This is a genomic window from Enterococcus pingfangensis, from assembly GCF_005405205.1.
Lineage (GTDB): Bacteria > Bacillota > Bacilli > Lactobacillales > Enterococcaceae > Enterococcus_A > Enterococcus_A pingfangensis.
On sequence record NZ_BJDP01000007.1, the window covers coordinates 1 to 25,673 of the forward strand.

Below are 25,673 nucleotides of genomic sequence, written 5' to 3' on the forward strand. Positions count from 1 at the left end.
GTTTGAAGATTTAGAAACAGAGAAAATGTCTTAGCAGTCTCTACTAAAATATGTCCAAGATATTGACTCAAATCCAGCAGTTGTTTTAAACCTTATTCCGACACTATTAGGTGTAGCGGTCTTTATTATTATCGTACTCTCTGGACTGATCGGCTTTTATCTCCATGGATCCGGTGGAGGAATATTTTCTTCTGTTTCTGAGCAACAACAAAACACCACAAGCAGTTGGGGAACAAATATTGTCTCTTCAATTATTAGTGCATTGTTTTTAAGCGGGATCTCTTGGACTTATCTGGATCTATTACGCGGAGACCGAGATCAAATCGATCCGTTTAAAGATGCCTTTCGCGGATTTCAAGGAAAATTTATCGGCGGTGTCATTTTATTAACACTGCTAATCAGTATCCTTACAACCTTATGGTCACTATTACTAGTCATTCCGGGGATTGTAAAACATTATTCCTATTCTCAAAGCTATTTTATTTATTACGATCAAATAGAACAAACGGGTGAAAAACCTAAAATACTCGACACGATCACAGCAAGCCGCCGTCTAATGGATGGTCATAAAGGCCGACTGTTTTGGTTAGATATCACTTTCATTGGGTGGTATCTCTTAACTATACCTACATTAGGAATCGCCTATTTATGGGTGGGGCCTTATGTTTCGGCTACTAAAGCCGCTTTTTACAACGACCTGCAAAATAACTTAAGAGAAGAATCTATCTAGTTTAAAAAAATAAAAAAGTCAGCCGCCTTGTTATGGTAGCTGACTTTTGTGTTTTGAAAACTTTAATGTTCGTACACGATCCATGAAAAGGATGCCAAACTAAAAAATAGTTTAGCTTTTAATCGTATTAAGGAACGTAAGGATGGTGTCTTTTATTTTTTCTATATCCTTAACGTAAACATCTTGATACGGAATTGACAATCCGTTTTTTCTGATCATATCAGCGATGAATCGTGAATCCTTATCGTTGAAAATAACAACATCTGCAGCAGGGATTTGATGGGTTGTCATATCATAACTAATGAACTCTAAGTCAATATCTGGCAACAATTCCTCTTTTATTTCCTCTTGAAATTTTTTTATCCTCCAGCCAGCTAGGTTGAAAGCATAGCCAAATGGCGCTCCCCCATCATCAACATTAATAGAGAATATCCAAACTGCCTTTTTCATAAATTTCCTCTCCTTTTTTTGCAGCTAATTTCTTGAAAGAAACAATTCTTATCATCTACAAACTGTCTTTATTTCAATAGTAGATAAAAGGACGAATCCTTCGCAATTTTTCACTATTTCTTTCTATTTTTATTCGTCCACACGATTGTTGAGTCAATGACTCCATACGTTGCTGCATACCAAGCTATCGCCTTGAGATATGTTTTTATATTAAAGGGCTGTAAAAATAGTAACTCCATTAAAAGTAGAAACAGACTAAAAAAATAATGCTATATAAAACTCTTTTGTATGTCGTTGGTCCTTTAAACATTCTTTTCCCTCTTTCTGCAGCTATCCCTCACAAACTATAAAATTCATAATACAAAACGATCTACGCAAATTTACGTACTATTCATCTAGAATGGACTAGTAGTTTGTCGATTCTATCCCTATCAAATCAATTATACGCTGGTTCCCTTTTGACTGCCAGCCAGTCACAGATTTTACTAATTGAACATCTCGCTTGCTTTAATGACTAGATTTTGAAAAAGATTGCATTGTATATGTCTACGATCAATTCTTGATAAGAAATGACGAGATCCTTTTCTTTTACTTTTTCGATTATGTAAAATTAAGTCAGCTTGAGAAGCATTTGTTCCAATATCAAAACTGATTATTGAAAGATCCCGTTTTGATTTACTTCTTTGATCAGCTTCAGCATTAATCTGAAATTAGTTTTTTTATTGAGCCTCGAGTTGCTCTAGATTGATTGTAACCCAATTTTTTTGAGCGTATACTAATAGAAAAAGGAGACGATTACATGCGTTATATGTTTGGTACTATTTTTTTCCTGCTGTCTGTGTGGCAATTTTGGATGACTAAACGGTCCTTTACTTATCTGAAACAAAATGGAAATAAAAATACGTCGCCATTTGTAATGTTTGGACAATGGAGTAGCTTAGCGCTGGCTATAATCTTCCTTATCGCTTCAATCAGCTGTTTTTTTGTTGATTATTCAAACTTTATTTAACAAGTTATTCATCTACTTGTTTAAATGGACAAATAAAACTGACTGAAGTCACTAACAAAACGGTGATCTTCAGTCAGTTATTTTTTTGCATTTGTAATGTTCAATGCTAATAGCTCTGCTTACGCTATTTACAGTCTATGATAAATCGGCTCCTTTTTTCCAAAAGTACAAAAATGAGCAAAACCTATTTTCTTTTAAAAATTTTTTTGGATTCATTGATTTGAAATGCTAAATGGTCGGATTCATGGCTACCACTGCCGATCGTGATAATTTTTCCTCCAAGACTATCTGCTCTTTTTTATCTTATTTATTAAAGACTGTTTAGTCTGTTGTAATCTCAATTAAATTTCCTTCTGGATCTTGAATAACCGCCTCATAATAACCATCTCCTGTGGTACGCGGGCCATTTAGCAAAGGATATCCATCCGAAAGAATGGTTTCAATAAAGGTATCGACATCTGCTTTAGTTCCTACTGACATTGCCAAATGGGTATAACCAACGGTACCCACCGAACGATCTGATAAAAACGGCTTGTTTGTTAATTCCAAACGACTGCCAGATTCAAAACTTAGAAAATAAGAACAAAATTTAGTTTTAGGATTAATATACAGCTCGGTACTTTTTGCATTAAAATATTTTTCGTAAAATACCTTCATTTTCTCGATATCTCTTGTCCAAAGTGCGATGTGTTCAATTCTCATTGTGATTTCTCCTTAATGTTTCTTCACTTTAACTTAAAAATAAATTGGGTTCTTAGTTACATATAGAAGACAACTCCTTTTTATTAGTGACCATGTAGATGAGTACTTTCAAAAAAATCAGTTCAATCAACTGACAATTGAGTATATTTTTTAACTGTTAATATCCTTGCGCCGATAATATTGCCAAGTGATGATCAACAATATTGCACAACTGATTAAGAAAAGCAGCAAATATATGCCTTGGATTTTCCTTTCAATCACCAGATCTTTAGTATTAAAATAACTAAATGGTGTCAAAAAGCGAAAAAAGGCTAGCTTTTCTTGTAAAGCCGGTACTAGACTAACAATATACATCACTAAAATACTGCCCAAAATAAGGGATAAACTCGTCTTGATCGAAGCAGTGAATCCCGAGATAAAAAAGCCGACACCAGCAAAGAAAAGATGCAAAAGCCAAGTCCCTAACGTCAACCAAAGAAAACTGCTGGTGCTAAAATCTGTGAGTTGAACTAGGCCCAGCAAAACAAAATTGCTGATAGCAAATACTCCATTAAATAGCGTGACTAAGACAATGACGCTGGCAAATTTTCCGATCAACAGGTTGCCCCTGCTGATCGGTTTAGCTAACAAAAATTCGCTAGTCTGATCACTTTCTTCTTTTGTAAGCATTGCAGCTCCTAAGATGCCGGCAAAGGCACTTCCTAAAATAGCGGTCAGTAAATACGAGCGACTAGCATAAAAATGCAACACGTCTGTCATCTCCAGCACGTCCAAATTCAGTGCCTGAATAAATTCTTGCGGATATTGGGCCAAAAAAGCTTCCGTTGATTGTGCTAATTCTGCCGTTGCTTGAAAACTAGTCAATAACAATCCATTACAGACAATCAGCACAACCAGCCAAATCAACATTGAGCGATAATTTTGCTTCAATTCTTGAACAAAAAGCGTCATTTCACTTCCCGCCCTTCATAATACTGCAGGACGACTTCTTCAAGCGACGGCTCCGTGATCTTCAAATCAAGCAGATCGAGCTGATTGATTTTTGATAAAAGAAACGGCAACTCACCCTCATATAAAAAACTCGCTGTATTTTCTGTTTGTTGGAAGTCCATTTTATTCAGTGTAGAAAAATCTGGCAGCTTTCGATACTTCACGTAAATTCGTTTGAAACGACTGCTTATCAATTGCGCCGTCTTTTCGACTTTCAACAACTGTCCTTTTTGTATGATCGCCACTCGATCACAAATTCGTTCGACTTCACTCATCACATGGGAAGAAAATAGGACCGTTACGCCTTTTGCTTTCTCCTCTGCCAATAAATCAAAAAATTGATTTTGGATATAAGGATCCAATCCACTTGTCGGCTCATCAAAAATCAAAACTTTAGGTTCATGCTGCAACGCTTGAATGATCCCAACTTTTTTCTTATTGCCGCTGGACAGCGTTTTGATTTTCCTTGTAAGATCCAAGTCCAATCTATCCGCCAATTCTGTCATTTTATTGACACAATCTTTCCGATAAAATCTCACTGAATACCGCAATAATTCCTCTGCTGTCATCTGTTTATAGTAGTTGCCCGTTGCCGGTGTGTACCCCACTAACTGCTTAACCTCACGACTTTTTGCAAAACAATCTTTGTCCTCCCGTAGGAAAGAGCATTGCCAACAATAATCGGATCGTCGTAGACTTTCCCGCGCCATTCGGACCAATAAAACCAAATATTTCCCCTGCTTCTATCGCTAAAGTAACATCTTGGATCCCTCGTTGTTTTCCATACATTTTTGTCAGCTGCTGCGTCTGAATCATTGCCATTCATTACACCTCGATCCCAGTTTTAGAAAGCGCTCTCCCTTATCCAAATATACGTGCCCTGTAGGAATTTTGTCAAATCAGACTAATATTTTAATTTTCTTTCATCCTAATTAGACAAAAAATATTGGTAGAAAATCAGTCTTGATTTCCTACCAACACAAAATATTTTGAAATCTATTCTAAGATTCCTCTTATTCGATATAACTAATTTTAAAAAACAGCATTCTAATTGTAGATATCTTTAATTGAATCTAAAATTTTCGAAAGTATTGTCGTTGCTCCACCGTCAAGTTTTCACTGGCATATCACGAGTGTGGGTTTCTAACCCTTTTCGGATTTCAGAAAGCGGCATAGTTAGATAGTCCCTCGCTAACTTAAATACTTGGCCCATTTTCACCCCAACAAAATAATCTGCTTTGGCTTCTTGGGTTGTATCAAATTTAAAATAGCGCTGATATTTATCTAGCTCTATTTCCGAGCGTAACGTGTGTAAATCAGTAATAAGGTTTTCAGCCGTTGCTGTAACTGGCATCGGGATCGCTCCTTTTATTCTACTAATCCTTTTTATTTTTGTAATTGAAATCTACTTAATTGTGCTTAATTTTTCTTCCACTTTTTCAATTAGTTGCGGCCAGCTGCTTTTCAATATAGCCTCTTCTACTACTTTAGTAATCTTCTTCCCAGCTTTAATGTTCTGCAACTGTGTTTCTAAAGCGACTTCCAAATCATGATAATATTGCGGCAGATCTTCTTCGTATGGTTCGTCTTGATTTCGCACTCGCGGCAGTGGAACATAAGAAATCACGCCGCTGTCATTTACTACCGAACCTAACTGCTCTTTTAATGCTGGAATGTCTGTTATTACTACGCGCATATCGCAAGCTAAGGCTTCGATAGCCACTAATCCCAGCCCTTCATAATAAGATGGGAGCACAAATAAATCGCCTTTGCGAAATTCGTCTGCCAATTGTTGCTGATTGGCAACATTATAAAGCATGATTTGCGGATTATCCAAATAAGGCGCCAGACGTTCTTTAGCTTCACCCGCTGCATTCCCGATTAAATGCAACCGAACTTCCGGATGTCGTTTAGTCAGGTCAGCAAAAACTTGCGCCAATGTAAATACGCCTTTTGCTTCAGAAATTTTGCCAGCATATAGAATCTCTATCTCATCCTTTTCAGTTTTTTTTGCTGGCGGATAAAAAATCTCCGGATCGAATCCTCCACCCAGAACAAAGATTTTATCCTTTGGTACGCCATACAGCTGATGGATATCAGCGATTTGTAAATGGCTCAAAGCAAATACTTGGTCTAGCTTAGAAAGATTTTGGACATATTTTTTGAACAAATGCGGATGCTGGCGTGCTTGACGAATATCCGTTCCATGACAAAATGCAAATACCGGCAATTGAGGAATTTCCTCTCGCACCAGATCCGTCAAAAACCATAAGTGATGACAAAAAATCACTTCAGGCTGAAAATCGGTTACCGCCTGATGAATTTTTTTACGGAAAACATTCTGCCATTGCGCAATCATTTCTTCCGTCATTTCCCCATAAACAGTACTTTCATACGGCATCACATCACTCATTCCCGGCAACGGAAAATCACATTCTTCATTAGGAAATACGACGGGGTATTGATTCTCTTTTGAGATCAAATCATAGCTGAATTCGCCGAACATCCCATAAATACACGCCTGCTCATGCTCTTGCAGACCTTTGATCACATTAGAAAAATACACTCCGCTGCCAGTCTTCGCTGGCAACTGTGCCTGTATATGCAAAATTCTCATTTTAATGATTCTCCTTTTTCGAAGTTAATATGTTTTGGTACAAAACTAACTGCAACTTTACTGCCTATTTCTAATGGTGCTCCTTGATTCAAGCGGGTAACTTTCAATATCTGCCCGTCAACCAATTGTACTTGATATTCATAAGTCGCACCTTGAAATAAACTATCGATTATTACACCAGAACCTGTCTCATCCGGCACAATCGTTACTTCTTCGGGTCGCACATAATTTTCCTCATCTAGTGAATTACTTTCACCAATAAACTCTAATGGAAAAGCTCCACTCGGTGTGTTGTATATTTCTGGTCCCGTGCCCCATTGCTGGATTACACCTTGATCCAATAATAAAATCCGTTCAGCAATGGCGAAGGCTTCTGCTTGATCATGTGTGACAAAAATCATCGTCATCTGTAATTCTTTTTGGATCAGGCGAATTTCTTTCCGCAGGTCCACCCGCAGTTTCTCATCCAAATTAGACAGCGGCTCATCCAGCAACAGCAGCTTAGGTTCCACGATCAAACTTCTCCCTAATGCCACACGTTGTTGCTGACCACCGCTAAGCGATTGGATTTGTGCTTTTTCGTACCCTGTCAATCGCAATAATTTTAACATGTCTCGGCCTTTGGTTTGTTTTTCAGCTCTAGTCAATTTCTGAAACTTCAATCCATACAATAAGTTTTCCATCACATTCAGATGGGGAAACAAACTATAGGATTGAAAAACGGTAGTAATGTCTCGTTCTTCCGGCAACTGCTCAGTAATTTCTTGCTCTTCTAACACTATTCGACCGTTAGAAATTTTTTCAAAGCCATTCAAGCAACTTAAAAGAGTACTTTTGCCACAACCGCTAGGACCGAGAATGACTAGCATCTCCCCTTGAGAAACGGTGAAGGAAATTTGCTTCAAGATTTGTTCATTACCATAGAATTTATCCAAATCACGGACTTCAAGAAACATGAAATCGCCGCCTTTCGCTTAGTTTTAATCCACCGTAGATCACTCCTGCTACTGCCAGACAGATAAAAATAATCAGCCAGGCTAGAACCGATGCAATTCCGTATTTTCCTCGCTGAACTACATCAAACATCACCAAGGTCAACATTTTTTGTCCAGGAGTTATCAAAAAAATAATCGAACCGATAGTAGTCATCGTACTAATAAAACCATTAATAAAAGTCAAAGCAAACCCTTGCTTATTCATCGGAAAAAAAACATCTTGCCACTCATTGATCGTGAAACCACCCAAATCATGAACTGTCTTATAATAGGTATCATCAATTTGACTGGAAGCAGCTCTAGCGGCTTTCGTAGCAAATGCCAACTGCTTAAAGGTAACATTTAGTACAACGATCAAAGCCGTACCTGTCATTTTTAAAGGACCACTAGAGAATGCATATAGATAACCCAATCCAAAAAAAGTTCCTGGGAGTAAATAAGGCAACGTTCCAACTAATTCCACCCATCGCATCACCTTAGAATCTTTTACCTGACTAAAATAAATAATCAGAAAGCTCAAAAGACTACCCACAAATCCGGCAATCAAAGAATAAATAATAGTTCGGAGAACAATCCCGTCAATATAATCACGGCTCTCTAAAATCGGTCGCAGAGACAAAAAGAATTTCCCGCCCCGTTTTACTGTAACAGCATTGATTGCAATCGCCACGTATTGAGCAGTCATAAATAGGATAAACAACCCTGAAATCACACTACTGCCGTAGAAACTAAAACCTTTTCGCGGCAGACTCAACTCTCCTTTCTCCAAGCCATGATTTTGTTGAGCTATCTTTTTTTCATATTTTGTATAAAAATAAAAGAAGAACAGTGCTGGGATACACAATGTTAGATTGATCAATGCTGCTTTATGGATATCTCCTTGACTAATAACTGCGAAATAACCTTCACTAGCCAACACTCGATAATTACCGCCGATGATCGTAGGTGTTTGAAAATCTGCTAAACTACGGATAAAACTTATCAATGCCACCACAATTAGCCCTGGCTTCAATAAAGGTAAAAACATGTCCTTAATGATCGCATCGGGTGTAGCTCCCAATGAGCGGGCACTTTTAATAATAGTAGGATCAATATTTTTTACCATTCCCATCAACACTAAGGTATTCAGTGATGCATAACTCATGGTTTGCATCATGATGATCCCCTGTGGTCCGTAGGGATTATAAGTCAGATGCAGTAAATCATGAGTGATCAATCCTCGCATTCCAAACAGTGTAATATACGCTAGCGCCGTTACAAAAGGTGGCGATACCATAGTAATCAGAAATACTAATCGCATTACTCGTTGCAGTTTTTTACCAAGGAAAATGAAACAAACCGTTAGACAAATGACAAAAAATAATGAGAAAATTGTAGTCAGTCCTGCGACAAACAGAGAGTTTTTCAGCAATTGCCAGTTCTCTCCCAGATAACTGATGAGGCCGCCTTCTTCTACTATCAATCCTTCGTAGAAAATTACTATGTATGGATATAAAATAAATAACCCTACAGAAACAATCAATGCTAGGTAGACACCTTTTTCGATAATTAGACTTTGTAATTTTCGTCTACTCACACTTTTTCCTCTTTCCAGTCTGTTCTTTCAATGTCACAGACACATCCAGTTTGATACTAATATATGTATAGTTTATAGAAAAAAGCTGAGCTAATTGATACATTCAGCTCAGCTCTTCTTATCGTTTACTTGTTTCAATCAGAAACTTTAGCGTTTACTATCTTTATTGGGCTTTATCGGCAGTCATATCTGCCCATTTATCTAAAATAGTTTGACGATCCGAGCCGAAAGTAGTCAGGTCTTCTTTGATTAAGTCTTTTTTCTCTAATCCGAGATCCAAACCTTCCACGCCGTCTACAATAATTTGATTAGTATCTTTACCGTCGATTTCTGCTAATTGCTGCATATTTTCTGGTTTCAACATAAAGTCGATGAACGCTTCTGCCATTTCTTTGCCTGGCGCATCCTTGAAGACCGCTACGCCTTCTGGAACCCAAGGAACTCCGTCAGAAGGATAAACGACTGATAAGTCATTTTCTTCGGCTGCGTCAAAGGTAGATTGATCGACCGGTACTAAACCGATAGCAAATTCTCCAGAAGCTGTTTTTTCCTGTGGGTCTTTTCCTCGTTTACCGTAAAATTGAATATTCTCATTCACTTTTTCCCAGTATTCCCAGCCCTTATCAGTACCATCTTTATCTAAAATACCTTTTACAATTGCATACATTGTTCCAGAAATTGCTGGATCACTCATGATTACTTCATCTTTGTATTTTGAATCTGCTAAGTCAGCCCAAGTTTCAGGTGCTTCAATGTCTTTTTCTTTAAGAATTTCATCGTTGACCAACAAACCGCCCACTGTTAAGCCTTTTGATAACCAGTAGCCATCAGGATCACGATAGTCTTCATCGATAGTTTTAACTACATCCGATTGATATTGTTCCAACAAACCATCCGTTTTAGCTTGCATAAAAGCATCTAAACCGCCGCCAAACCATAAATCAGCCATTGGCTCACTTTTATCCGCCTTCATCCGCGACAAAACTTCTCCACTAGACATAGATAGAAACTCTACCTTTGCACCAGTTTCTTCACTGAATTTGTCGAACAAGGCTTTATAAGCGTCCGAAGTCGTTACCACATTTAAAGTTTTACCGCTAAAATCAGTCGTTTCAGCTGTCTCACTACTAGCTGTTTCCTCCACTTTACTTTCAGAATTTGATGCACTGGATTCATCAGTACTACTGCCGCAACCGGCAAACAACAGGACACCACATACCAACGTTGCTAAAATACCTAGTTTCTTCGATTTTTTCATTTTCCCGCCCCTTTGATCAGTTTTTAACAAATATAATTTATACTATTATCTTAATAATAAGCAAAGCAGAACCAAGAAAAAATTTTCGTGCCACGTTTGCTTAATTAAGATTAACGGTCTTCCTTAATACTATTTCATTTATCATATAGAAAAGAAAAAAAGCCTCCGAAAATCTGGACAGCCTCAATTAAAATGGATTTTTATAAAAACATTTCTTCCATTAGTAATAACTATACCCTTTACATACAAAGTTTGCAACCGCTTAAATAATATTCGTTTCTTATTATTACAATAAAAAAAAGAGCATAATCGTAATTATGCTCTTACTATACTACGTTATTCAGGTCTACTCTGCAGACAATGCAGCCATTGTAATGTAGTTATATGGTTGGTTGAAATGTGGTAAGAAGAAAATATCCAACAGTTTTAATTCGTCGATCGTTACATGTTTTGCGATTGCTAATGAGAACATATGGATTCCCATTGAAATGTCTTCTCTTGAAGATAATTGTGCTCCTACGATTCGACGACTGCTTGCTTCATAGACAATCCGAATCTTGACTGTATCGTTTTCTCCTTTGATGAAACCTGGTTTTTGCAAGTCTTCAAAGTCTGTATATTTCACATCTACCCCATTTTTCTCAGCAGCTGTTACAGATAGACCGGTTGAAACTAAGTTTAATCCCCAGATTGAGATCCCGTTTGATCCTTGGACACCAGCTGCTTCTAATGGTGTACCGCCGACATTATGACCAGCTACGATTCCTGAACGTACTGCGTTGGAAGCTAGTGCGATATACGTCATTTTTTCTAATGCATTTGAATAGATCGTCGCGCAATCTCCTACTGCGTAAACATCTGGATCACTTGTTTGTTGATGGCGATCGACTAAATAAGCACCATTTTGGAACAATTCTAAATGATCTTTAGCTAATTCAGCATTCGGACCAAAGCCAATAGCATTGATGACCATATCGACTTGATACTCGCCGGAATCAGCAACGATGGCATTGACACGATCGCTTCCTTTATATTCTTTCACCAAATCGCCGAAATGAGTTTCAATTCCGTGGTCTGCTAAATTTTTATCCATTTCGTCAGTAAACCATTTATCATAGTAACTTGGCAATGAGCGGTCTGCTGCATCGAACAACAAAACTTCTTTTCCGCGACGTTTAGCGGCCTCTGCGATTTCAACACCGATATAACCGGCACCAATAACTGCTACTTTTTTTACGCTGCCTTTTGAAATTTCCGCATCAACTGCTTGCCCTTCTTGGAATAATTTCAAGAAATGGATGCCGTCCAAATCATGTCCCGGAACTTTTGGAGCAATTGGCCGCGAACCAGTTGCCAAGATCAATTTATCATAAGATTCAATGAACGCATTGCCGTCCTTTTGAACACAATGAACTTTTTTTTCTGAAAAGTCGATCCGATCAACCGATGTTTCCATGTAGATTTTAGCGCCTTTAGCTTCAAAATCTGCTTTATTTGTATAAAATAATCCTTGGTAGTCATCGATTTGGCGGCCAACCCATAAAGCTGTTCCGCAGCCTAGATAACTTAGATTAGAGTTACGATCAATCATTACAACCTCTTGATCCGGGTAATTATCCAGTAACGTATTAGCTGCCGCAATCCCCGCATGATTTGTTCCAATAATAACTGTCTTTGTCATAATTTTTCCTCCTGCTCCTCTAAAACCATTTCAATTCTTTTGTAAAAGCACTTATTTCCAATGTATATTTATTAGCAGAATGAACCTTTTACAATCACGAATGAGTCAACTTCACTAACTTTGATTATTTTTTCACAAGTCGTTGCAAATTAAACCATACTCAGCCAGACTATTCTAGTAACGCAATAAAATAATTTTTTTATCATTGCATCAATCTGCTTGCTGCTTACTTTCGGCTAGCTGAATGAGAGCTAAAATTGTGAAATTTTCTACTCACTTTTTGGATAGAAAAGTTGCTAAAATTAAGCGCTTTCTTAAAGTGAATAATACTCTTGATTATAACGATTGTAAAGTAGTTTAGCTCAGGTTATTAAAATTGGTAAATTCAGCAAAATTTATCCTTTATTCTGCTGTAAATACAGGATCCTTTCGGGCAGCGGCTTATTTTCTTTTTATACAAATAAAGAGGAAACGGTTCTGATCCGTCTCCTCAAAAAACTATTGCTCTCTTTTATCTAGTCGCGCCTGCAATACTTTTAGTTCGCGAAGCTCGACTGTATTTTGATTGATTTTAGCAAATGCCTGCGCATCGGCAACATATTCTCGGATCACTTCGAGCGCTTTATTTTGTACTAATGCATTTTTAGCCAATTGAAACATCAATCTAGCAAGATAATACGTTACATGATTGTCAGAGCAGATCGTTACACCATGTTCCAACAGTGCATCGCTGACATTATAATCTTTGATGCTTGCGTAAAAAGTTCCGCAGTAAAATAAAATATTCAACACTCGCCAAATATCTGCAGAAGTCTCGATGGGGTAGTGATAAACATCACTGACCGCTTTTTCAAAGAAATACTCCGCCTTTTCTTTGTCTGCTTCGTTCGCATAAGCTATCCCTAAGCCGGTATATGCCAGTAAAACAAAGATATATGACTTTTCTTTGGGGCTTTCTGATAAAATCTGGTTCAAGTAAAAGAATGTTTCAGTTACCGGTCCGCTTTGCAAGGCGCTTAAATAACCTTTTAAATACAGATAGTGCCATTTCTGTGCCGGTGTTTGTAATTCTGCTTGCGGAATTTGATTCAAAATCTTTGCTGCTTCACAATATTCACGAGTAACCAAATAAAATTCAGATTGATCAAGTTGCTTATTGACCTTTGAATCTTGAATGCCAACATTTGGAAATAACTCACCTAAATTTAGCTGCAGACGATTGCACAAACGAATCAAAATCTTGATCGTAGGGATTTGTCCATTATTTTCAAAGCGGCTCAATGTTACTTGGGTACAGATGCCCTCACTTAATTTTTTTTGAGAGAATCCGAGTGCTTTACGGGTAGCGATAAATCGTTGTATATCCATTTTCTGATGGCTCCTAGCATTTAATCGACTACCATTGTATCACATCATTTTACTGCATGGCCAAGTTCTGTTAAAAAGGTTTTCGCATCGCCCACAAAACAATAATCAGACACTTTAAAAATAGGGGCTTGTTTATCCGTATTGACCGAAACGATGATATCCGTATTTTCAATTCCTGAAACATATTGAACAGCGCCAGAAATTCCCAGATTGATCAAGAAATTTGGAGCGATCGTATTCCCGCTTTGTCCGATCTGATCATCTACATTAAATTGTGCTTTATCTGTCAAAGGACGAGAAACACCGACTTTTGCTCCTAATTTTCCGGCAAGTTCTTCTGCTAACTGGATGCTTTGATCATCCGCGGCACCGCGGCCTAAGGCAATCACTCGTTTCGCGTTCGCTATGTTGTCGCTGTTAGACAAAATCACATGTTCTGCTTCGATCGTGATTCCTGCAGAAGGGTGGAATTCTAAATCTTCCACTATTTCAACGTCTACTTTTCCGGCTGCTTTTTTTGCAGTAAAAGTATTCGGGCGAACTGTCGCCATTTGTGGACGGCGATCAGGACAAAGAATTTCACACATAATATTATCTCCATAAGAGGGTTTCACTTGAACCAGCTGTTCTTCTTCAAAATATAAATCTAAGCAATCAGCGGTCAAGCCCGTTTGAAGTTTTGCTTGTAGGCGTGGTGCAATCGAGCGGCCTGTAATTGTAGCACCGAATAAAAAACTGTTTGGCTGGTAGCGCTTAGCTAATTGTGCCAATAGATCTGCTTGTTCAGAATCGGCTGGCTGGTTCAAACGAGTATCTTTGATCACTAAGATCTTATCTGGTCCGTACTCTTTCAAACTCTCTTCTAAATTTTCTTCTGGTGTTTCCAATAAAACTGCAACTGTTTTGAAATTCGGTGCGACGGCTTTAGCTTTCGTAATCAACTGAAAAGTCGTTGGTTCGATCGCCGCTAAGCGCTTTTCTGCAAAAATCCAGATTTCAGGTGTTTTTTCCATTTTTCTCGTCCCCACTAGATTAAATTTTTAGCTTTCAAAGCGGTCAATAATTCGTTGACGGCCTCTTTCGGCTGTTCTGACAAATAAACGGTTTCTTTTGCTTTCCGTTCAGGCGTTGTAATACTTTTAACAATCGTTGGTGATCCGCTGATCCCGATTCGTGTTTCGTCTAATTCTAAATCTACTTCTGTCCACACATCGATTTCTTTTTTGAAACTTTGTTGGATATTGCGCGGTGTTTCATAACGAGGTTGATTCAGTTCGCTCCGTGCAGTGACGACTGCTGGCAATTGGACCCGAACAACTTGTTCCGTATTTTCCAACTGACGTTTTCCGACAATACTGTCGTCACCAGCAAGTTCAAGTTCACTGGCAAATGTGATTTGCGGCCAGTTCAAAAATTCTGCCACGATGGGACCAACTTGTCCTGTATCCGCATCTACTGCTTGCCGACCGAAGAATACCAAATCGACATCTTGTAATTTTTTGATTGCTTGGCTTAAAACATATCCCGTTGCTAAAGTATCCGAACCCGCAAATTGACGAGAGCTTAATAAGATCCCGCGATCTGCCCCCATGGCCATCCCTTCTCGCAAAGAAACCTCATTGTCTTTTGGTCCCATCGACATTAAAATCACTTCTGCATTGATTTGATCTTTTAAACGCAAGGCTGCTTCAATAGCATTTTTATCATAAGGATTAATAATCCCTGCGATTCCCGAACGCACCAAGTTATGGGTGATGGGATCGATTTGAACATTATTGCTCTCAGGTACTTGTTTCACACATACTAAAATTTTCATTTTCTACTCCTTTTTAGCTTGGAATTTTACATTCTATCTAATTCATTCGAAACAAAAGAAATGAACTATCGAGCCGCAGCTTCAGCTAATGCGATTTCAGTCCGCATTTTTTCAACGGTACCTTCTGCGATTTCTAACGCTCGAGCGTCGCGAATCAAATGTTCAACCGGATATTCTAAACTGTATCCGTATCCTCCTAAAACTTGCAGCGCGTCATCGCCGGCAGCAACTGCACTCCGACTGCCGTATGCCTTAGCCATTGCCGCGACTTTTCCATAAGGTTTTTTTTCAAATTTCAAACGAGCTGCTTCTTGATAAAGCAACGTTGTATTTTCTTTAGCGATCGCAATATCTGTGATTTTTCGTTGGATCGCTTGTAATTCAATGATTGGTTTATCAATTGCCAAGCGTTGTTTAGCGTAAGTCGTTGCGATTTCCAGTTCATGTTCTAAGATCCCGGCTAAAACTGCACCCATCAAAATTCGTGCATCATCGTGAGCACGTTCGCCAATTAAATGACCCTCCCCTAATTTGCCCAGCAAATGGTCTTCAGAAACGACGATATTTTCCATAAAAATCTCTGCCACTGGCGTTCCGCGTAGGCCTAAAAAACTTTCCCGTTTTCCGAACTTGAATCCCGGCATATCTTTATCAACAACAAATACAGATAATTCTTCTGGTGCTGTTTTTACTAATACCGCATAAACTTCAGCCAACCCGCCGTTAGTGATCATGATTTTATTTCCATTTAAGATCCAGTGATCCTCGTGTTTAACGGCTGTAGCAGCGATCCCCATTGGATTTGATCCGCCTGTTGATTCAGTCATCCCAAAAGCAAAGATTCGTTTGCTTCCACTAGGTAAATACTTTTTCTTTAGAGCATCTGTTCCAAAATTCACAAATTGATCGATCGTTTTGTAGTGACCTTCTAAGGTGACTGCTACACTGGCATTAGCTGTTGCTAAATCATAAATAACTTGTGCAGTACTAACTGGATCAAATCCTGCCCCGCCGTATTCTTCCGGTAACATCAAGCCTAAAAAGCCGTTTTCTACTAATTTTTCAAACAGTCCTTCTGTAAAATCGCCTTTTTTATCAATCACCATATCAAATGGTTTGATCTCTTTTTCGGCAAATTCTACTGCCATATGATGCAGCATTAATTGTGGTTGCGTTAAATTGACACTCATTGTAGGCCTCCATTGCTTTTATTTTCACAAGTTAGAAGACTTGCTTCTGACAAGATAATAACCACGGCAAAACTAATTGTCAACGCAAATATATATTTTTTTATATACAATAACTTTATAGATAATTTTTAGCGTCCGTTGACCATTATTGAAAAATCAGACTCATTTTCATAAAATCAACGCAAACAGTGAATTTAAGTAGAATTATACTAAAAAATATCTTTGTTTATGAAACTGTCAATATATATTTTTTTATATACAAAAATAAAAATAACTTTAATTTTATTGTAAAAAAAATTCTATCCGCAGGCTTACGGATAGAATTTCATCGCTATAAATAGTTGGTTTTATGACTTTCAATAAAATTAGCAGGGGTTATTTTTCTAAATGACTAACTTAATTGAAAGCTTTGCCCATTAGATAGAAGGAAGATTTTAACTCTTAAATAATTCGTTTGAACACTGTGCACGCAACTTGCTCACCATTCAAAATCGTCTAGTTGTACTTCTAGTTCATGAATCTGTCCTTGAAGAATTTGAATCTCTTCTTTGATCTCATCTAAGGTTGCCCCACTTGTACTGTAGCCTTTGTAATATGCGGTCATATAATCCATTTCTTCTAATCGCTGCAACCGATCTCTAAGTTGACCTAAGAGTTCAAGATTATTCTCATATTGTCGTTCATCCATGATGATCTGCTCCCTTCAAAGTACTAAGCCAACGCGTTTGGACTGGCTAATTGTGGTCCGTTGCCTTCTTTAGCCAGCACCCAGTCATCATTGTCCCACATTTCTGTTTTGCGGCGGCCACGGAAATAGTCCCAGCGAGAATCGATTTCCATTTCGATCACTTGATTGTCTGCTCCTAAAGTGACCCAATTATAACTGCCATTCGAATGACCAAATTTGATCCATAGTACTGGAAATTGATGGTTTTTTCCGTCTTCATCTAAAAGCTGGCGTTGTTGGCGTTCAATCCGAAGAAAGGACAGACCGCGGGCATAATTTCGATTGCTTTTTGAAAAAATAGTTTCTGCAATTTCACGGGCACGATCGGGTGAACTCATTTTTCCTGAAGGAATAGTCGCCATGTTTTTTACACTTATCAGTGTATCTTTAAAAAAGACAGCGATGATTCTTGGACCATTCAGTTCATATATTCCATCTTTTTGAAAGCGCCAAATAGTGACTTCTTGTTTGTTGCGAGTTTCATTTTTTTCGTCAACCAATCGAAAATCCTTAGGAACAGTTACTAGTTCATTTAATAATTCTTGCCTTTTCATTTTACAGACTTCCTTTCAGTCTATTCGCTCAATTTGTTAACAGCTGCGATGAAAGTTGTTTGTTCTTCTAAAGTTAACGGAGCAAAAAATGTTTCATTGGCTTTTTGCAAAGCTGCTAAAATCACCTGATACATCTTACTTCCTTCTTCTGTCAAAGAAAGTAGATAACCGCGCCGATCCTCGGGGTTTTCTTTACGAAGGACATACTGATTATCCATTAACTTCTGAATCGCTCGGGTCACGTTGCTGGCATTGACTCCGGTCAATTGCACTAATTTTTCTTGCGGAAGATCACCAAAATCATGTAATTTCAAAATATAATAGTAAAGACTTGAATTTAATTGATACGGTGCAAGATAATTATCGATCAATTTGATATATCTGCGGCTGACGACGGGTAATTGTTTCAATGTATCGATCTCACTAATTGCGTGTTGCAATTCGGTCACTTCCTTTTAAAAGTTTATTTACTTGCGCAAGCAAATAATATAACATATACTTAGTGTCGTCAAATAAAAAGATTCAATTGGAGGAATTTATCTTGTCTAAGACTAATACTAACTGGATGATCCTCGCAATCTATCTTGCAACCCTCGTGACTGCCATCGAATCTACCATTGTAGTCACTGCGACCCGTTCAATTGTAAGTTCCTTAGGAAATCCCAACTTGACCTCACTTATTTTTTCAACTTATTTATTTTCAAGTGCGCTGGCTACTCCCATTTTTGGCCACTTGGCGGATAATCATGGGAAAAAGAAAATTTTTCAGATTGGACTGCTGCTTTTTTTATTGGGAACGATTCTTTGCGGATTTTCTGTTTCTAGTTGGATGCTCTTTAGTGCCCGTGTCGTCCAAGGAATCGGCGCCGGCGGAATCATGCCGATGACCTTTGCCTTGATCGGTGAACTTTTCGATATTACTACTCGCGGAAAAGTCATGGGACTGAATAATTCTGCCTGGGGAATCGCTTCATTGATTGCCCCATTGATCGGTGGCTTGCTTTTAAAACAGCTTACTTGGCACTGGATTTTCTTTATCAACGTTCCGTTTATATTGATCGTGCTTGTGATCGTACAATTTTTTTACAAAGAAAAAGCGCATCAGATAGTTGCCCAGTCAGGCGTGTTTCAACAATATACCTCTTTCATCTTAGGCTTATTGATAGTATTGAGCGGAATCCAATTATTCAGTACCCACTTTTTATTAGGGATCGGTGTTTTGATTGTAGGTATTTTGGTTCTTTTTCGTTTTTATCATAGTGAAAAAAAGGAAGATAGTCCGATCATCCCTGTCAGTACAATCGCCATTTACGATTTTCGCTTACTAACAATTTGTGTTTTCCTGATCAACGGTGCTTTAATCGGTTTTCAAGTCTATCTTCCTATGTGGATCCAAACAGAATTGCATCTGTCTCCTACCTCAGCTGGGTTGGCACTGTTGCCATCTTCTGTATTTTTTATTATTGGATCTTATTATTCCAGCAAGCTTTTGATCCAATTTGGACAAAAACGTTTATTACAATTAGTGATCAGCGGCGCCTTGCTTGGATTTTTATGTTTAAGCCTTTTACCTAGTACCACCGGTTATCTGACTTTACTTATCTTTTCTAGCTTGCTCGGTTTCTTTATTGGAACTGGAGTAACGCTCAGCGTGATCTCAGCCCAAGCTTATGCGACTACGCAAAATCTTAGCACTGTTTCTGGATTTATTACTCTTTGCCGGACATTAGGTCAAAGCTTTATGGTAACTTTGCTCAGTGTGATCAACCAGCAAATCTTTTTGCTGGAAAATCAGCAGATTGCCGGCTACCATAGTGTCTATTTAACGATTAGTATCATCTTTATTGCCCTGTTACTTTTAGTCAGCTACCGTAAGAATTCAAAAGAACGGATAAAGAATTAATAATCTTATGGAAATAGCTCTGACCGACTTTATTGAGGAGCCGGTACAACTTCATCCAGATACAAAAACAGAGTCAGCGGCGCAAACCAGCTGACTCTGTTTTTAATTAATGGAAAGGATTGTAAAAGCGGCCACCATTGATAACTAATAAGAAAATTCCTGCCGAACACAAGAGGATCACAATTGCTAAAGCCAGATAATCTTGCTGTTTCAATGGTTTAGCCAGTAACCATGTCCGTCCTTTTTTCTTACCGAAACGCCGTAGTTCCATCGCAGAAGAAATCGTCTCGATTCGTTCTAAACTTGAAAAAATCAAAGGAATCGCAATCGTCAGATTTCCTCGAATTCGTTTCATCAACGATGCCTTCTTGGAAAGCTCATTACCGCGGGCTTGTTGCGCTTTTGAAATCGTTCGAAAATCTTCTTGGATATCTGGAATATACCGCAAAGCCAAAGAAAAGGCATAAGCAATCTTATACGATCCGCCAACTCGATGAATACTTGATGCTAATTCACTCGGATTTGTCGTCAAAATAAAAATCAACCCCGGCGGTATCGTAACAAAGTATTTAACTAATAAATTAAATTCATAAAAAAGTTGTTCTTGCGTAATTGTGTATCGACCGATTCCTTCAAAAAGTACATGGCGTGTTCCATAAATCGTCACTCCGTATTCTGGCGCAAACAAATAGACCGTCAGCAGATTCAAAATAGAGAAAAACGCGATAAATTTCAGTACAAAGGAAATTTCGCGATAACTGATTTGTGCAAGTTGGAAAATGATCACCGAAAATACAGCAAGTCCCAGCAAAAAACGAGTATCGTATGAGATCATACCAACGATTGAGATCATCAAGAAACAAATGAGTTTGGTAAAACCGCTGAGTTGATGAATCGCAGTTTTTTTTGGCAGATAACCGATCAAATTATTGGTCTCCATAAGACGCCTCCTCATGTTGGATAAATGCCGAAACAAAACCCGCAGCATCTGTTAAATGATTATTTTTCGCTAAACGATACAGACTCGTCTCACGCAGACTTGCGGAAGCCACTAAATCTGCGGAAGATAAAACATTGGCTGGGGTTTTATCCGCAATGACTTGCCCATTTTTTAATACGATCGTCCGCTGTGTATATTCCAGCATCAAATGCATATCATGGGTGATCATCAAGATCGTGATTCCCTGTTGATTCAGCTTGCGTAAAAATACCATCATTTCATTGTAATGATAATAATCTTGCCCCGCTGTCGGTTCGTCTAAAATAAGCAGCTCCGGTTCGAGCACTAAAATCGCCGCGATTGCTACTCGCCGTTTTTGTCCGTGACTCAACGCTGAGATCGGCCAATTACGAAACTCGTAAAGCCCGCAAACCTTCAATGTTTCAAAGACTTTTTCTTGGATCGTCTCAGGATCAACACCTCGGTTTTCTAAACCTAACGCAACCTCTTCAAAAATCATATTCTTTGAGAGCATTTGGCTGCTATTTTGTAAAACATAGCCGATTTTATCCGCTCGTTCTTTGATACTTGCTGCTGCGATCGAATGCCCTTTCCACAATAAATCACCCTGCTGTAAAGAATGAAAACCAGTGATCAGATTGGACAATGTAGATTTTCCCGCACCGTTATGCCCAACTAAACTGACCATCTCTCCTTGATAAAGAGTCAGATCGATTCCTTTGATCACCAGCTCATCCCCGAAACCAAAGGAAATTTGATTTAATGTTAGTAATGCATCTTCTTTTTTAGGCAGTGGTTTGAATGTCCCTTGCGCCTTGGCTAAAGCAGCTGATATTTCCGGCGAAACCAATTGATCGACTTGGGTCAAATCCGAAAAATCAGCTAATGAGATCCCCGCCCGTTTTAAAGCAGTGATATAAAGGGGTTCACGGATCCCGTATTTAGCTAATAAATCACTTTTCAATAATTCAGTCGGCGTCAGATCCGCAATGATCCTGCCTTCATCCATCAAAATAACTCGATCGATGGGAGCTGCTAAGACTTCTTCTAAACGGTGTTCAATAATGATCGTCGTAAATTTTTGCGACTGATACAGCTGATCGATCATTTGGATTGCTTCATAGCCAGTCTGGGGATCCAAGTTGGCTAACGGCTCATCAAATAAAAGAATCGGTGTCTCATCGATCAAAACCCCTGCCATCGTCACTCGCTGTTTCTGTCCACCGGAAAGGTCTTGCGGACGTTTTTCCAGTTGAGCTGCCAGATTGGTTTTTTTCGACCAGTAATTTACTGCTTCGCGCATTTCTGTTTGTTTTATCATCTCATTTTCAAGCGAAAAAGCGATATCTTCTGCCACGGTCAATCCGACAAATTGGCTATCAGTATCTTGCAATACTGTCCCGACGTCTAAAGAAAGATCATAGATAGAAGCTTCACTAAAAACTTTATCATTGATTGTCAGACTGCCGGTAAAACTGCCCTGCTCATTTTGTGGGATGATACCATTCAAACATTTTCCCAACGTCGATTTACCTGAACCGCTGGGTCCCATAATTAAGATTTTTTCTCCTTGATTGATAGTCAGCTGGATATCTTTCAGTGTGGGTTCGGCTTGACTTTGATATTGAAATGTAAAATTACGAAACTCGATCATTTTATTTCCTCTCGTTCTAAGCTTCTTTATTCAAACTGCCTTTTTTCGTTTTTGTTTGCGCGTAGGCCTTTAACAAAATAAAACCGATGATCCCTGTGACAATCGCGTTTGTAATTCCAGCAACGATTCCTTGCGTAAAGACTTTACTTGGCGCTTCTGCATAAATCAAGATGTCGCCGATTGGTGCGATGATTACCCAAGTGACTAGATTGGCAATAGTTTCACCAACTAAGAAGGTCACGATTTCTTTCTTGCCAAAAATTCCTTCTTCAATCGGGATCCGTTTAGCTAACAGACCAAAGAAGACTCCCAAGATCCCAGAAGCAACGATCCATGACCACCAAGCTCCATAAGTTGTCAAATCACCTAGCGCATGTCCGATAAAACCGGCTAAGCCCGCAACGACTGGACCATACACAACACCTAATAAAGCTAAGAAGGGATATGCTGTTGCGATATCAGTATTGGGAATTCCTGTTGGGATCGTTACAAACCGTTTCAAAATAAAGAAGACCGCCGCGCCGATACCTATTGCCACAATGTGTTTTACTGTAAACTTTTTATTCATAATTTTACTCCTCCAATTAATAATTTATAAGTGCTTATTTCTTAAATTTTTGTCAGTTCGATCGTCCAATCATTGCCGGTCCCAATTTTGTACACGGCAGAAAATGAATCTAAGTTGACCCCGAGACCAACATTTAATAATGAATTGATATAAAGTACCGCTTCTTTTGGTGCGACTTGCGCAAATGACCGTCCAAAGACGACTTCGTCTTGGTAACGTACAACGCCTTGATAATATATTTTCACTAATAGGCTTTGTCCGTATCCAACTTGCCACTTTTTAAAAAAGTCGACTGGGATATTTGTCCATAGTGAACCAAAACGAATATCCGTAATATCGATCGTCCCAATGATTTTATTTTCGTTTTGAACGGGAGCAATCAAAGGAAATGTCACTAATTCATCAATTGAAATCACCGAACCTAATTCAGCAAACGTCACTTTTTTACTTGCTAAACGTGCGCCATTATAAACATACACGTCGCGTCCATGGAATGTGTGGCTTTCTGAAGATCCTGGCAAGCGCTGAGTTTCTTCATCGATTTGTCGGACTTCTTTGATTCCCACATATTGTGCTAAATAAGTCAACGTGCCATTATCTGGCGTGATAACATATTGTCCATCCTTCAATTCCGCAACAACACTTCGGCGCGTTGAGCCGACGCCCGGATCGACGACTGAAACAAAAACGGTTCCTGCCGGCCAATAAGTCACGGCCTGTAATAAACGATAACTTGCATCATGGATATTATATGGTTCAATCTCATGCGTTAAATTGTTGATATTTAATGTTGGCTCGACTTGATACGCCACGCCATACATCGCATTAACCGCCCCATCTTGCAACCCGAAATCCGTTTGAACTACTAAAAAACCTGCCATAAATTTCCCACCTTCCAATCGTTTTTTGAGGTTGATCATTGAATCATTTTTCAGCTTGAGGTCGTCACCCCTTGCGTCAAAGCAAACACAAAAAAATACCCTCAGCAAAAATTGCTAAGGGCATTGACTATGCGTTACCACCTTTAATCGTAAAATCCTCACAGACTTCACCTCGATCAGTACCCAAAAAGTTATTTCTTGGAGACTGTGTCCTGTTAACGGGGGCATCCGTATTTCCTTAAACATTCGGGAAATCCGCTCAAAAGCCATTTTCATGTAACGAATCAACATTCCATTTCACCAAACAGGAACTCTCTTTAGAAAATTTCATTACTTTACTTTCTTTTTCATCGCGTTTCATTCATTTTTCATTGATTGTTAATAAAATAGCAGAGAAGAGCTAACTTGTCAATGAAAACTTGCTTATCAATAGCTACAGTCAAAATAAGCAACGAATGCTTTTCTATTACAATAAGAGTATAAAAATTTAGCTGTCTTAACGATTGATCAGAGAAAAATAGCCAATCAATTATAGATTTTTTAGCGTTCTTTCATTTCTTGGTACTCACGATTTTCAGAAACTTCCATATAAGCAGGTCGAATGATCTTTTGTACATTCACTAGCTCTTCTACGCGATGGGCTGACCAGCCGACGATTCGAGCAATTGCGAACATCGGCGTATATAATTCTTGCGGCAGATCTAACATGTGATAGACAAAGCCGCTGAAAAAATCGATGTTCGCGCTGACGCCTTTGTAAACTTTGCGGCTTTTCGCGATGATCTCCGGTGCTAGAGATTCGACTTTACGATACAAATTGAATTCAGCCGCCGCCTCAGACCCTTTTTCTGTTGCTAATTTTTCAACATAGTGCTTAAAGATTTCCGCTCGCGGATCAGACTCAGCATAAACGGCATGACCCATACCGTAGATCAACCCTTGTTTATCAAAAGCTTCTTTCTTCAAAAGTTTTTCTAAATAGTCACGAATCTCCTCTTCATCTTCACAATCAGTGATCGTTGCTTTTAAGTCTTCCATCATTTGTGTCACTTTGATATTGGCGCCGCCGTGCTTGGGACCTTTTAGTGAACCGAGTGCCGCCGCAATTGTTGAATAAGTATCTGTCCCGCTTGAAGTAACAACTCGGGTAGTGAAAGTCGAATTGTTCCCTCCTCCATGTTCCATATGTAAAACCAATGCCATATCTAATGTTTGTGCTTCTTGGAAAGTATATTTTTTATCTGGACGCAACATCGTTAATATCGCTTCTGCTGTACTCAAGTTCTCATCTGGCCGATGGATATACATACTAGCCCCTTTGCTATAATGGTTATAGGCATGATATGAGTAGACCGCAATCATTGGAAACGCAGCGATCAAGGACAAAGATTGATCTAAAACATTTTCAATACTAGTATCATCAGATGCTTGATCGTAACATCCTAATGTCAGGACACTGCGAGCCATCACATTCATAATATTATGCGAGGGCGCCTTCATAATAACATCACGAACAAAGTTAGTTGGAAGTGTTCGTCTTTTACCGATCAACACTTTGAATTCCGCCAATTCACATTGGGTCGGCAACGAACCAAATAATAACAAATAACTGATTTCTTCAAACCCTAAACGGTCTTCTGAAACAAATCCGTCCACCAGTTCATTAATATTGATTCCGCGGTAACGCAGTTCGCCGGATTGGGAGATGATTTTGTCCCCTTCCATCACTTGTGAATGGATCGTAGAAATGTTGGTAAGTCCAGCTAAAACGCCTTTTCCATCAAGGTCTCGCAACCCTTTTTTTACATGATGCTTCCTATATAAAGAAGCTTCTAAATGATCCTCTTTGCGACAAACATCTGCCAATTGGTTTAAATCTAACATTATTGTGTCCTCCTAACCCTATAAATTTTTAATAATCAGGTTAAGGAACATTATAACATCATTGGTTTAAAATGAAATAGTTTTAATAATTTCATTTACTTTCTATTTTTTTATTCGTATAATATAACTATTCAATCCAAACGATAACGTACTTAGGAG

Annotated in this window: 25 protein-coding genes and 1 other annotated feature; of the genes, 2 read left to right on the forward strand and 23 right to left on the reverse strand. The window is 38.6% G+C overall.

All coding sequences use genetic code 11. The features are described 5' to 3' along the window. The first annotated feature begins 61 nt into the window (after positions 1–61). Positions 62–730, forward strand: coding sequence for a DUF975 family protein (locus tag FFM63_RS05095; RefSeq protein ID WP_137609245.1), 669 nt, complete (start codon positions 62–64; stop codon positions 728–730). A 111-nt stretch (positions 731–841) separates the two neighbouring features. On the opposite strand, the gene FFM63_RS05100 is transcribed toward FFM63_RS05095, so the two are convergent. The 18 genes from FFM63_RS05100 to FFM63_RS05185 form a co-directional block, all read right to left on the reverse strand. Continuing rightward, positions 842–1,180, reverse strand: coding sequence for a hypothetical protein (locus tag FFM63_RS05100; protein WP_137609246.1), 339 nt, complete (start codon positions 1,178–1,180; stop codon positions 842–844). Between the two features lie 1,330 nt (positions 1,181–2,510). Further along, positions 2,511–2,891: a VOC family protein gene (locus FFM63_RS05110; RefSeq protein WP_137609248.1), complete on the reverse strand. Its 381-nt coding sequence runs from the start codon at positions 2,889–2,891 to the stop codon at positions 2,511–2,513. 150 nt (positions 2,892–3,041) lie between these two features. After that, positions 3,042–3,842, reverse strand: a complete 801-nt coding sequence (locus FFM63_RS05115; RefSeq protein ID WP_137609249.1) for an ABC transporter permease subunit — start codon at positions 3,840–3,842, stop codon at positions 3,042–3,044. Beyond that, entirely contained in the window at positions 3,839–4,489 is a 651-nt protein-coding gene (locus FFM63_RS05120; protein WP_212741167.1) for an AAA family ATPase, read from the reverse strand. Before FFM63_RS05120 ends, FFM63_RS05115 begins: the two co-directional genes overlap by 4 nt. 13 nt (positions 4,490–4,502) lie before the next feature. Beyond that, the gene (locus FFM63_RS09920) at positions 4,503–4,703 is read right to left on the reverse strand and encodes an ATP-binding cassette domain-containing protein (RefSeq protein WP_212741168.1); all 201 of its coding nucleotides are present in this window, start codon (positions 4,701–4,703) and stop codon (positions 4,503–4,505) included. Positions 4,704–4,989: 286 nt separating this feature from the next. Then, on the reverse strand, positions 4,990–5,235 hold the full coding sequence (locus tag FFM63_RS05125) for a hypothetical protein (RefSeq protein WP_137609250.1): 246 nt from the start codon (positions 5,233–5,235) through the stop codon (positions 4,990–4,992). A 51-nt stretch (positions 5,236–5,286) separates the two neighbouring features. Continuing rightward, positions 5,287–6,498, reverse strand: coding sequence for a glycosyltransferase family 4 protein (locus FFM63_RS05130; RefSeq protein ID WP_137609251.1), 1,212 nt, complete (start codon positions 6,496–6,498; stop codon positions 5,287–5,289). After that, a complete protein-coding gene (locus tag FFM63_RS05135; RefSeq protein WP_137609252.1) occupies positions 6,495–7,454 on the reverse strand; it encodes an ABC transporter ATP-binding protein in 960 nt (319 codons plus the stop codon). The genes FFM63_RS05130 and FFM63_RS05135 overlap by 4 nt, the downstream gene beginning before the upstream one ends. Further along, on the reverse strand, positions 7,444–9,069 hold the full coding sequence (locus tag FFM63_RS05140; RefSeq protein WP_137609253.1) for an ABC transporter permease: 1,626 nt from the start codon (positions 9,067–9,069) through the stop codon (positions 7,444–7,446). Before FFM63_RS05140 ends, FFM63_RS05135 begins: the two co-directional genes overlap by 11 nt. A 163-nt stretch (positions 9,070–9,232) precedes the next feature. Beyond that, positions 9,233–10,327 carry an ABC transporter substrate-binding protein gene (locus tag FFM63_RS05145; protein WP_137609254.1) on the reverse strand — a complete coding sequence of 365 codons (1,095 nt, stop codon included), beginning with the start codon at positions 10,325–10,327 and terminating at the stop codon, positions 9,233–9,235. A 346-nt stretch (positions 10,328–10,673) separates the two neighbouring features. Continuing rightward, positions 10,674–12,008 (reverse strand): H2O-forming NADH oxidase, encoded by a 1,335-nt coding sequence (nox, locus tag FFM63_RS05150; protein WP_137609255.1) that lies wholly within the window; start codon positions 12,006–12,008, stop codon positions 10,674–10,676. 498 nt (positions 12,009–12,506) lie between these two features. Then, positions 12,507–13,376 carry a helix-turn-helix domain-containing protein gene (locus FFM63_RS05155; protein ID WP_137609256.1) on the reverse strand — a complete coding sequence of 290 codons (870 nt, stop codon included), beginning with the start codon at positions 13,374–13,376 and terminating at the stop codon, positions 12,507–12,509. A gap of 44 nt (positions 13,377–13,420) precedes the next feature. Continuing rightward, positions 13,421–14,389, reverse strand: coding sequence for an electron transfer flavoprotein subunit alpha/FixB family protein (locus tag FFM63_RS05160; protein ID WP_137609257.1), 969 nt, complete (start codon positions 14,387–14,389; stop codon positions 13,421–13,423). Between the two features lie 14 nt (positions 14,390–14,403). Continuing rightward, positions 14,404–15,192: an electron transfer flavoprotein subunit beta/FixA family protein gene (locus tag FFM63_RS05165; RefSeq protein WP_137609258.1), complete on the reverse strand. Its 789-nt coding sequence runs from the start codon at positions 15,190–15,192 to the stop codon at positions 14,404–14,406. 65 nt (positions 15,193–15,257) lie between these two features. Beyond that, positions 15,258–16,382, reverse strand: coding sequence for an acyl-CoA dehydrogenase family protein (locus FFM63_RS05170; RefSeq protein WP_137609259.1), 1,125 nt, complete (start codon positions 16,380–16,382; stop codon positions 15,258–15,260). 478 nt (positions 16,383–16,860) lie between these two features. After that, entirely contained in the window at positions 16,861–17,070 is a 210-nt protein-coding gene (locus FFM63_RS05175; protein WP_137609260.1) for a hypothetical protein, read from the reverse strand. Between the two features lie 23 nt (positions 17,071–17,093). Beyond that, on the reverse strand, positions 17,094–17,663 hold the full coding sequence (locus FFM63_RS05180; protein WP_137609261.1) for a hypothetical protein: 570 nt from the start codon (positions 17,661–17,663) through the stop codon (positions 17,094–17,096). Between the two features lie 20 nt (positions 17,664–17,683). Continuing rightward, positions 17,684–18,103, reverse strand: a complete 420-nt coding sequence (locus FFM63_RS05185) for a MarR family winged helix-turn-helix transcriptional regulator (RefSeq protein ID WP_137609262.1) — start codon at positions 18,101–18,103, stop codon at positions 17,684–17,686. Positions 18,104–18,204: 101 nt separating this feature from the next. On the opposite strand from FFM63_RS05185, the gene FFM63_RS05190 reads away from it, so the two are divergent. Beyond that, positions 18,205–19,566 carry an MFS transporter gene (locus FFM63_RS05190; RefSeq protein WP_137609263.1) on the forward strand — a complete coding sequence of 454 codons (1,362 nt, stop codon included), beginning with the start codon at positions 18,205–18,207 and terminating at the stop codon, positions 19,564–19,566. 106 nt (positions 19,567–19,672) lie between these two features. Here FFM63_RS05190 and FFM63_RS05195 read toward each other — a convergent pair whose 3' ends face one another. The 5 genes from FFM63_RS05195 to FFM63_RS05215 form a co-directional block, all read right to left on the reverse strand. Next, positions 19,673–20,506, reverse strand: coding sequence for an energy-coupling factor transporter transmembrane component T family protein (locus FFM63_RS05195; protein ID WP_137609264.1), 834 nt, complete (start codon positions 20,504–20,506; stop codon positions 19,673–19,675). Continuing rightward, positions 20,493–22,181 carry an ABC transporter ATP-binding protein gene (locus FFM63_RS05200; RefSeq protein ID WP_137609265.1) on the reverse strand — a complete coding sequence of 563 codons (1,689 nt, stop codon included), beginning with the start codon at positions 22,179–22,181 and terminating at the stop codon, positions 20,493–20,495. Before FFM63_RS05200 ends, FFM63_RS05195 begins: the two co-directional genes overlap by 14 nt. A 16-nt stretch (positions 22,182–22,197) precedes the next feature. Further along, positions 22,198–22,749, reverse strand: coding sequence for an ECF-type riboflavin transporter substrate-binding protein (locus tag FFM63_RS05205; protein WP_137609266.1), 552 nt, complete (start codon positions 22,747–22,749; stop codon positions 22,198–22,200). A 41-nt stretch (positions 22,750–22,790) separates the two neighbouring features. Further along, on the reverse strand, positions 22,791–23,630 hold the full coding sequence (locus tag FFM63_RS05210) for an SAM hydrolase/SAM-dependent halogenase family protein (RefSeq protein WP_137609267.1): 840 nt from the start codon (positions 23,628–23,630) through the stop codon (positions 22,791–22,793). A gap of 113 nt (positions 23,631–23,743) precedes the next feature. After that, positions 23,744–23,990 (reverse strand) — a binding site (T-box leader). Positions 23,991–24,170: 180 nt separating this feature from the next. Then, positions 24,171–25,514 carry a citrate/2-methylcitrate synthase gene (locus tag FFM63_RS05215; protein ID WP_137609268.1) on the reverse strand — a complete coding sequence of 448 codons (1,344 nt, stop codon included), beginning with the start codon at positions 25,512–25,514 and terminating at the stop codon, positions 24,171–24,173. Positions 25,515–25,673 lie beyond the last annotated feature (159 nt).

Bases quoted from the DNA above. Each gene is read 5' to 3' on its own strand.
- FFM63_RS05100 (WP_137609246.1), bottom strand. From the start codon at position 1,180: ATGAAAAAGGCAGTTTGGATATTCTCTATTAATGTTGATGATGGGGGA.
- FFM63_RS05110 (WP_137609248.1), bottom strand. From the start codon at position 2,891: ATGAGAATTGAACACATCGCACTTTGGACAAGAGATATCGAGAAAATG.
- FFM63_RS05115 (WP_137609249.1), bottom strand. From the start codon at position 3,842: ATGACGCTTTTTGTTCAAGAATTGAAGCAAAATTATCGCTCAATGTTG.
- FFM63_RS09920 (WP_212741168.1), bottom strand. From the start codon at position 4,703: ATGGCAATGATTCAGACGCAGCAGCTGACAAAAATGTATGGAAAACAA.
- FFM63_RS05125 (WP_137609250.1), bottom strand. From the start codon at position 5,235: ATGCCAGTTACAGCAACGGCTGAAAACCTTATTACTGATTTACACACG.
- FFM63_RS05130 (WP_137609251.1), bottom strand. From the start codon at position 6,498: ATGAGAATTTTGCATATACAGGCACAGTTGCCAGCGAAGACTGGCAGC.
- FFM63_RS05135 (WP_137609252.1), bottom strand. From the start codon at position 7,454: ATGTTTCTTGAAGTCCGTGATTTGGATAAATTCTATGGTAATGAACAA.
- FFM63_RS05145 (WP_137609254.1), bottom strand. From the start codon at position 10,327: ATGAAAAAATCGAAGAAACTAGGTATTTTAGCAACGTTGGTATGTGGT.
- nox (WP_137609255.1), bottom strand. From the start codon at position 12,008: ATGACAAAGACAGTTATTATTGGAACAAATCATGCGGGGATTGCGGCA.
- FFM63_RS05155 (WP_137609256.1), bottom strand. From the start codon at position 13,376: ATGGATATACAACGATTTATCGCTACCCGTAAAGCACTCGGATTCTCT.
- FFM63_RS05160 (WP_137609257.1), bottom strand. From the start codon at position 14,389: ATGGAAAAAACACCTGAAATCTGGATTTTTGCAGAAAAGCGCTTAGCG.
- FFM63_RS05165 (WP_137609258.1), bottom strand. From the start codon at position 15,192: ATGAAAATTTTAGTATGTGTGAAACAAGTACCTGAGAGCAATAATGTT.
- FFM63_RS05170 (WP_137609259.1), bottom strand. From the start codon at position 16,382: ATGAGTGTCAATTTAACGCAACCACAATTAATGCTGCATCATATGGCA.
- FFM63_RS05175 (WP_137609260.1), bottom strand. From the start codon at position 17,070: ATGGATGAACGACAATATGAGAATAATCTTGAACTCTTAGGTCAACTT.
- FFM63_RS05180 (WP_137609261.1), bottom strand. From the start codon at position 17,663: ATGAAAAGGCAAGAATTATTAAATGAACTAGTAACTGTTCCTAAGGAT.
- FFM63_RS05195 (WP_137609264.1), bottom strand. From the start codon at position 20,506: ATGGAGACCAATAATTTGATCGGTTATCTGCCAAAAAAAACTGCGATT.
- FFM63_RS05200 (WP_137609265.1), bottom strand. From the start codon at position 22,181: ATGATCGAGTTTCGTAATTTTACATTTCAATATCAAAGTCAAGCCGAA.
- FFM63_RS05205 (WP_137609266.1), bottom strand. From the start codon at position 22,749: ATGAATAAAAAGTTTACAGTAAAACACATTGTGGCAATAGGTATCGGC.
- FFM63_RS05210 (WP_137609267.1), bottom strand. From the start codon at position 23,630: ATGGCAGGTTTTTTAGTAGTTCAAACGGATTTCGGGTTGCAAGATGGG.
- FFM63_RS05215 (WP_137609268.1), bottom strand. From the start codon at position 25,514: ATGTTAGATTTAAACCAATTGGCAGATGTTTGTCGCAAAGAGGATCAT.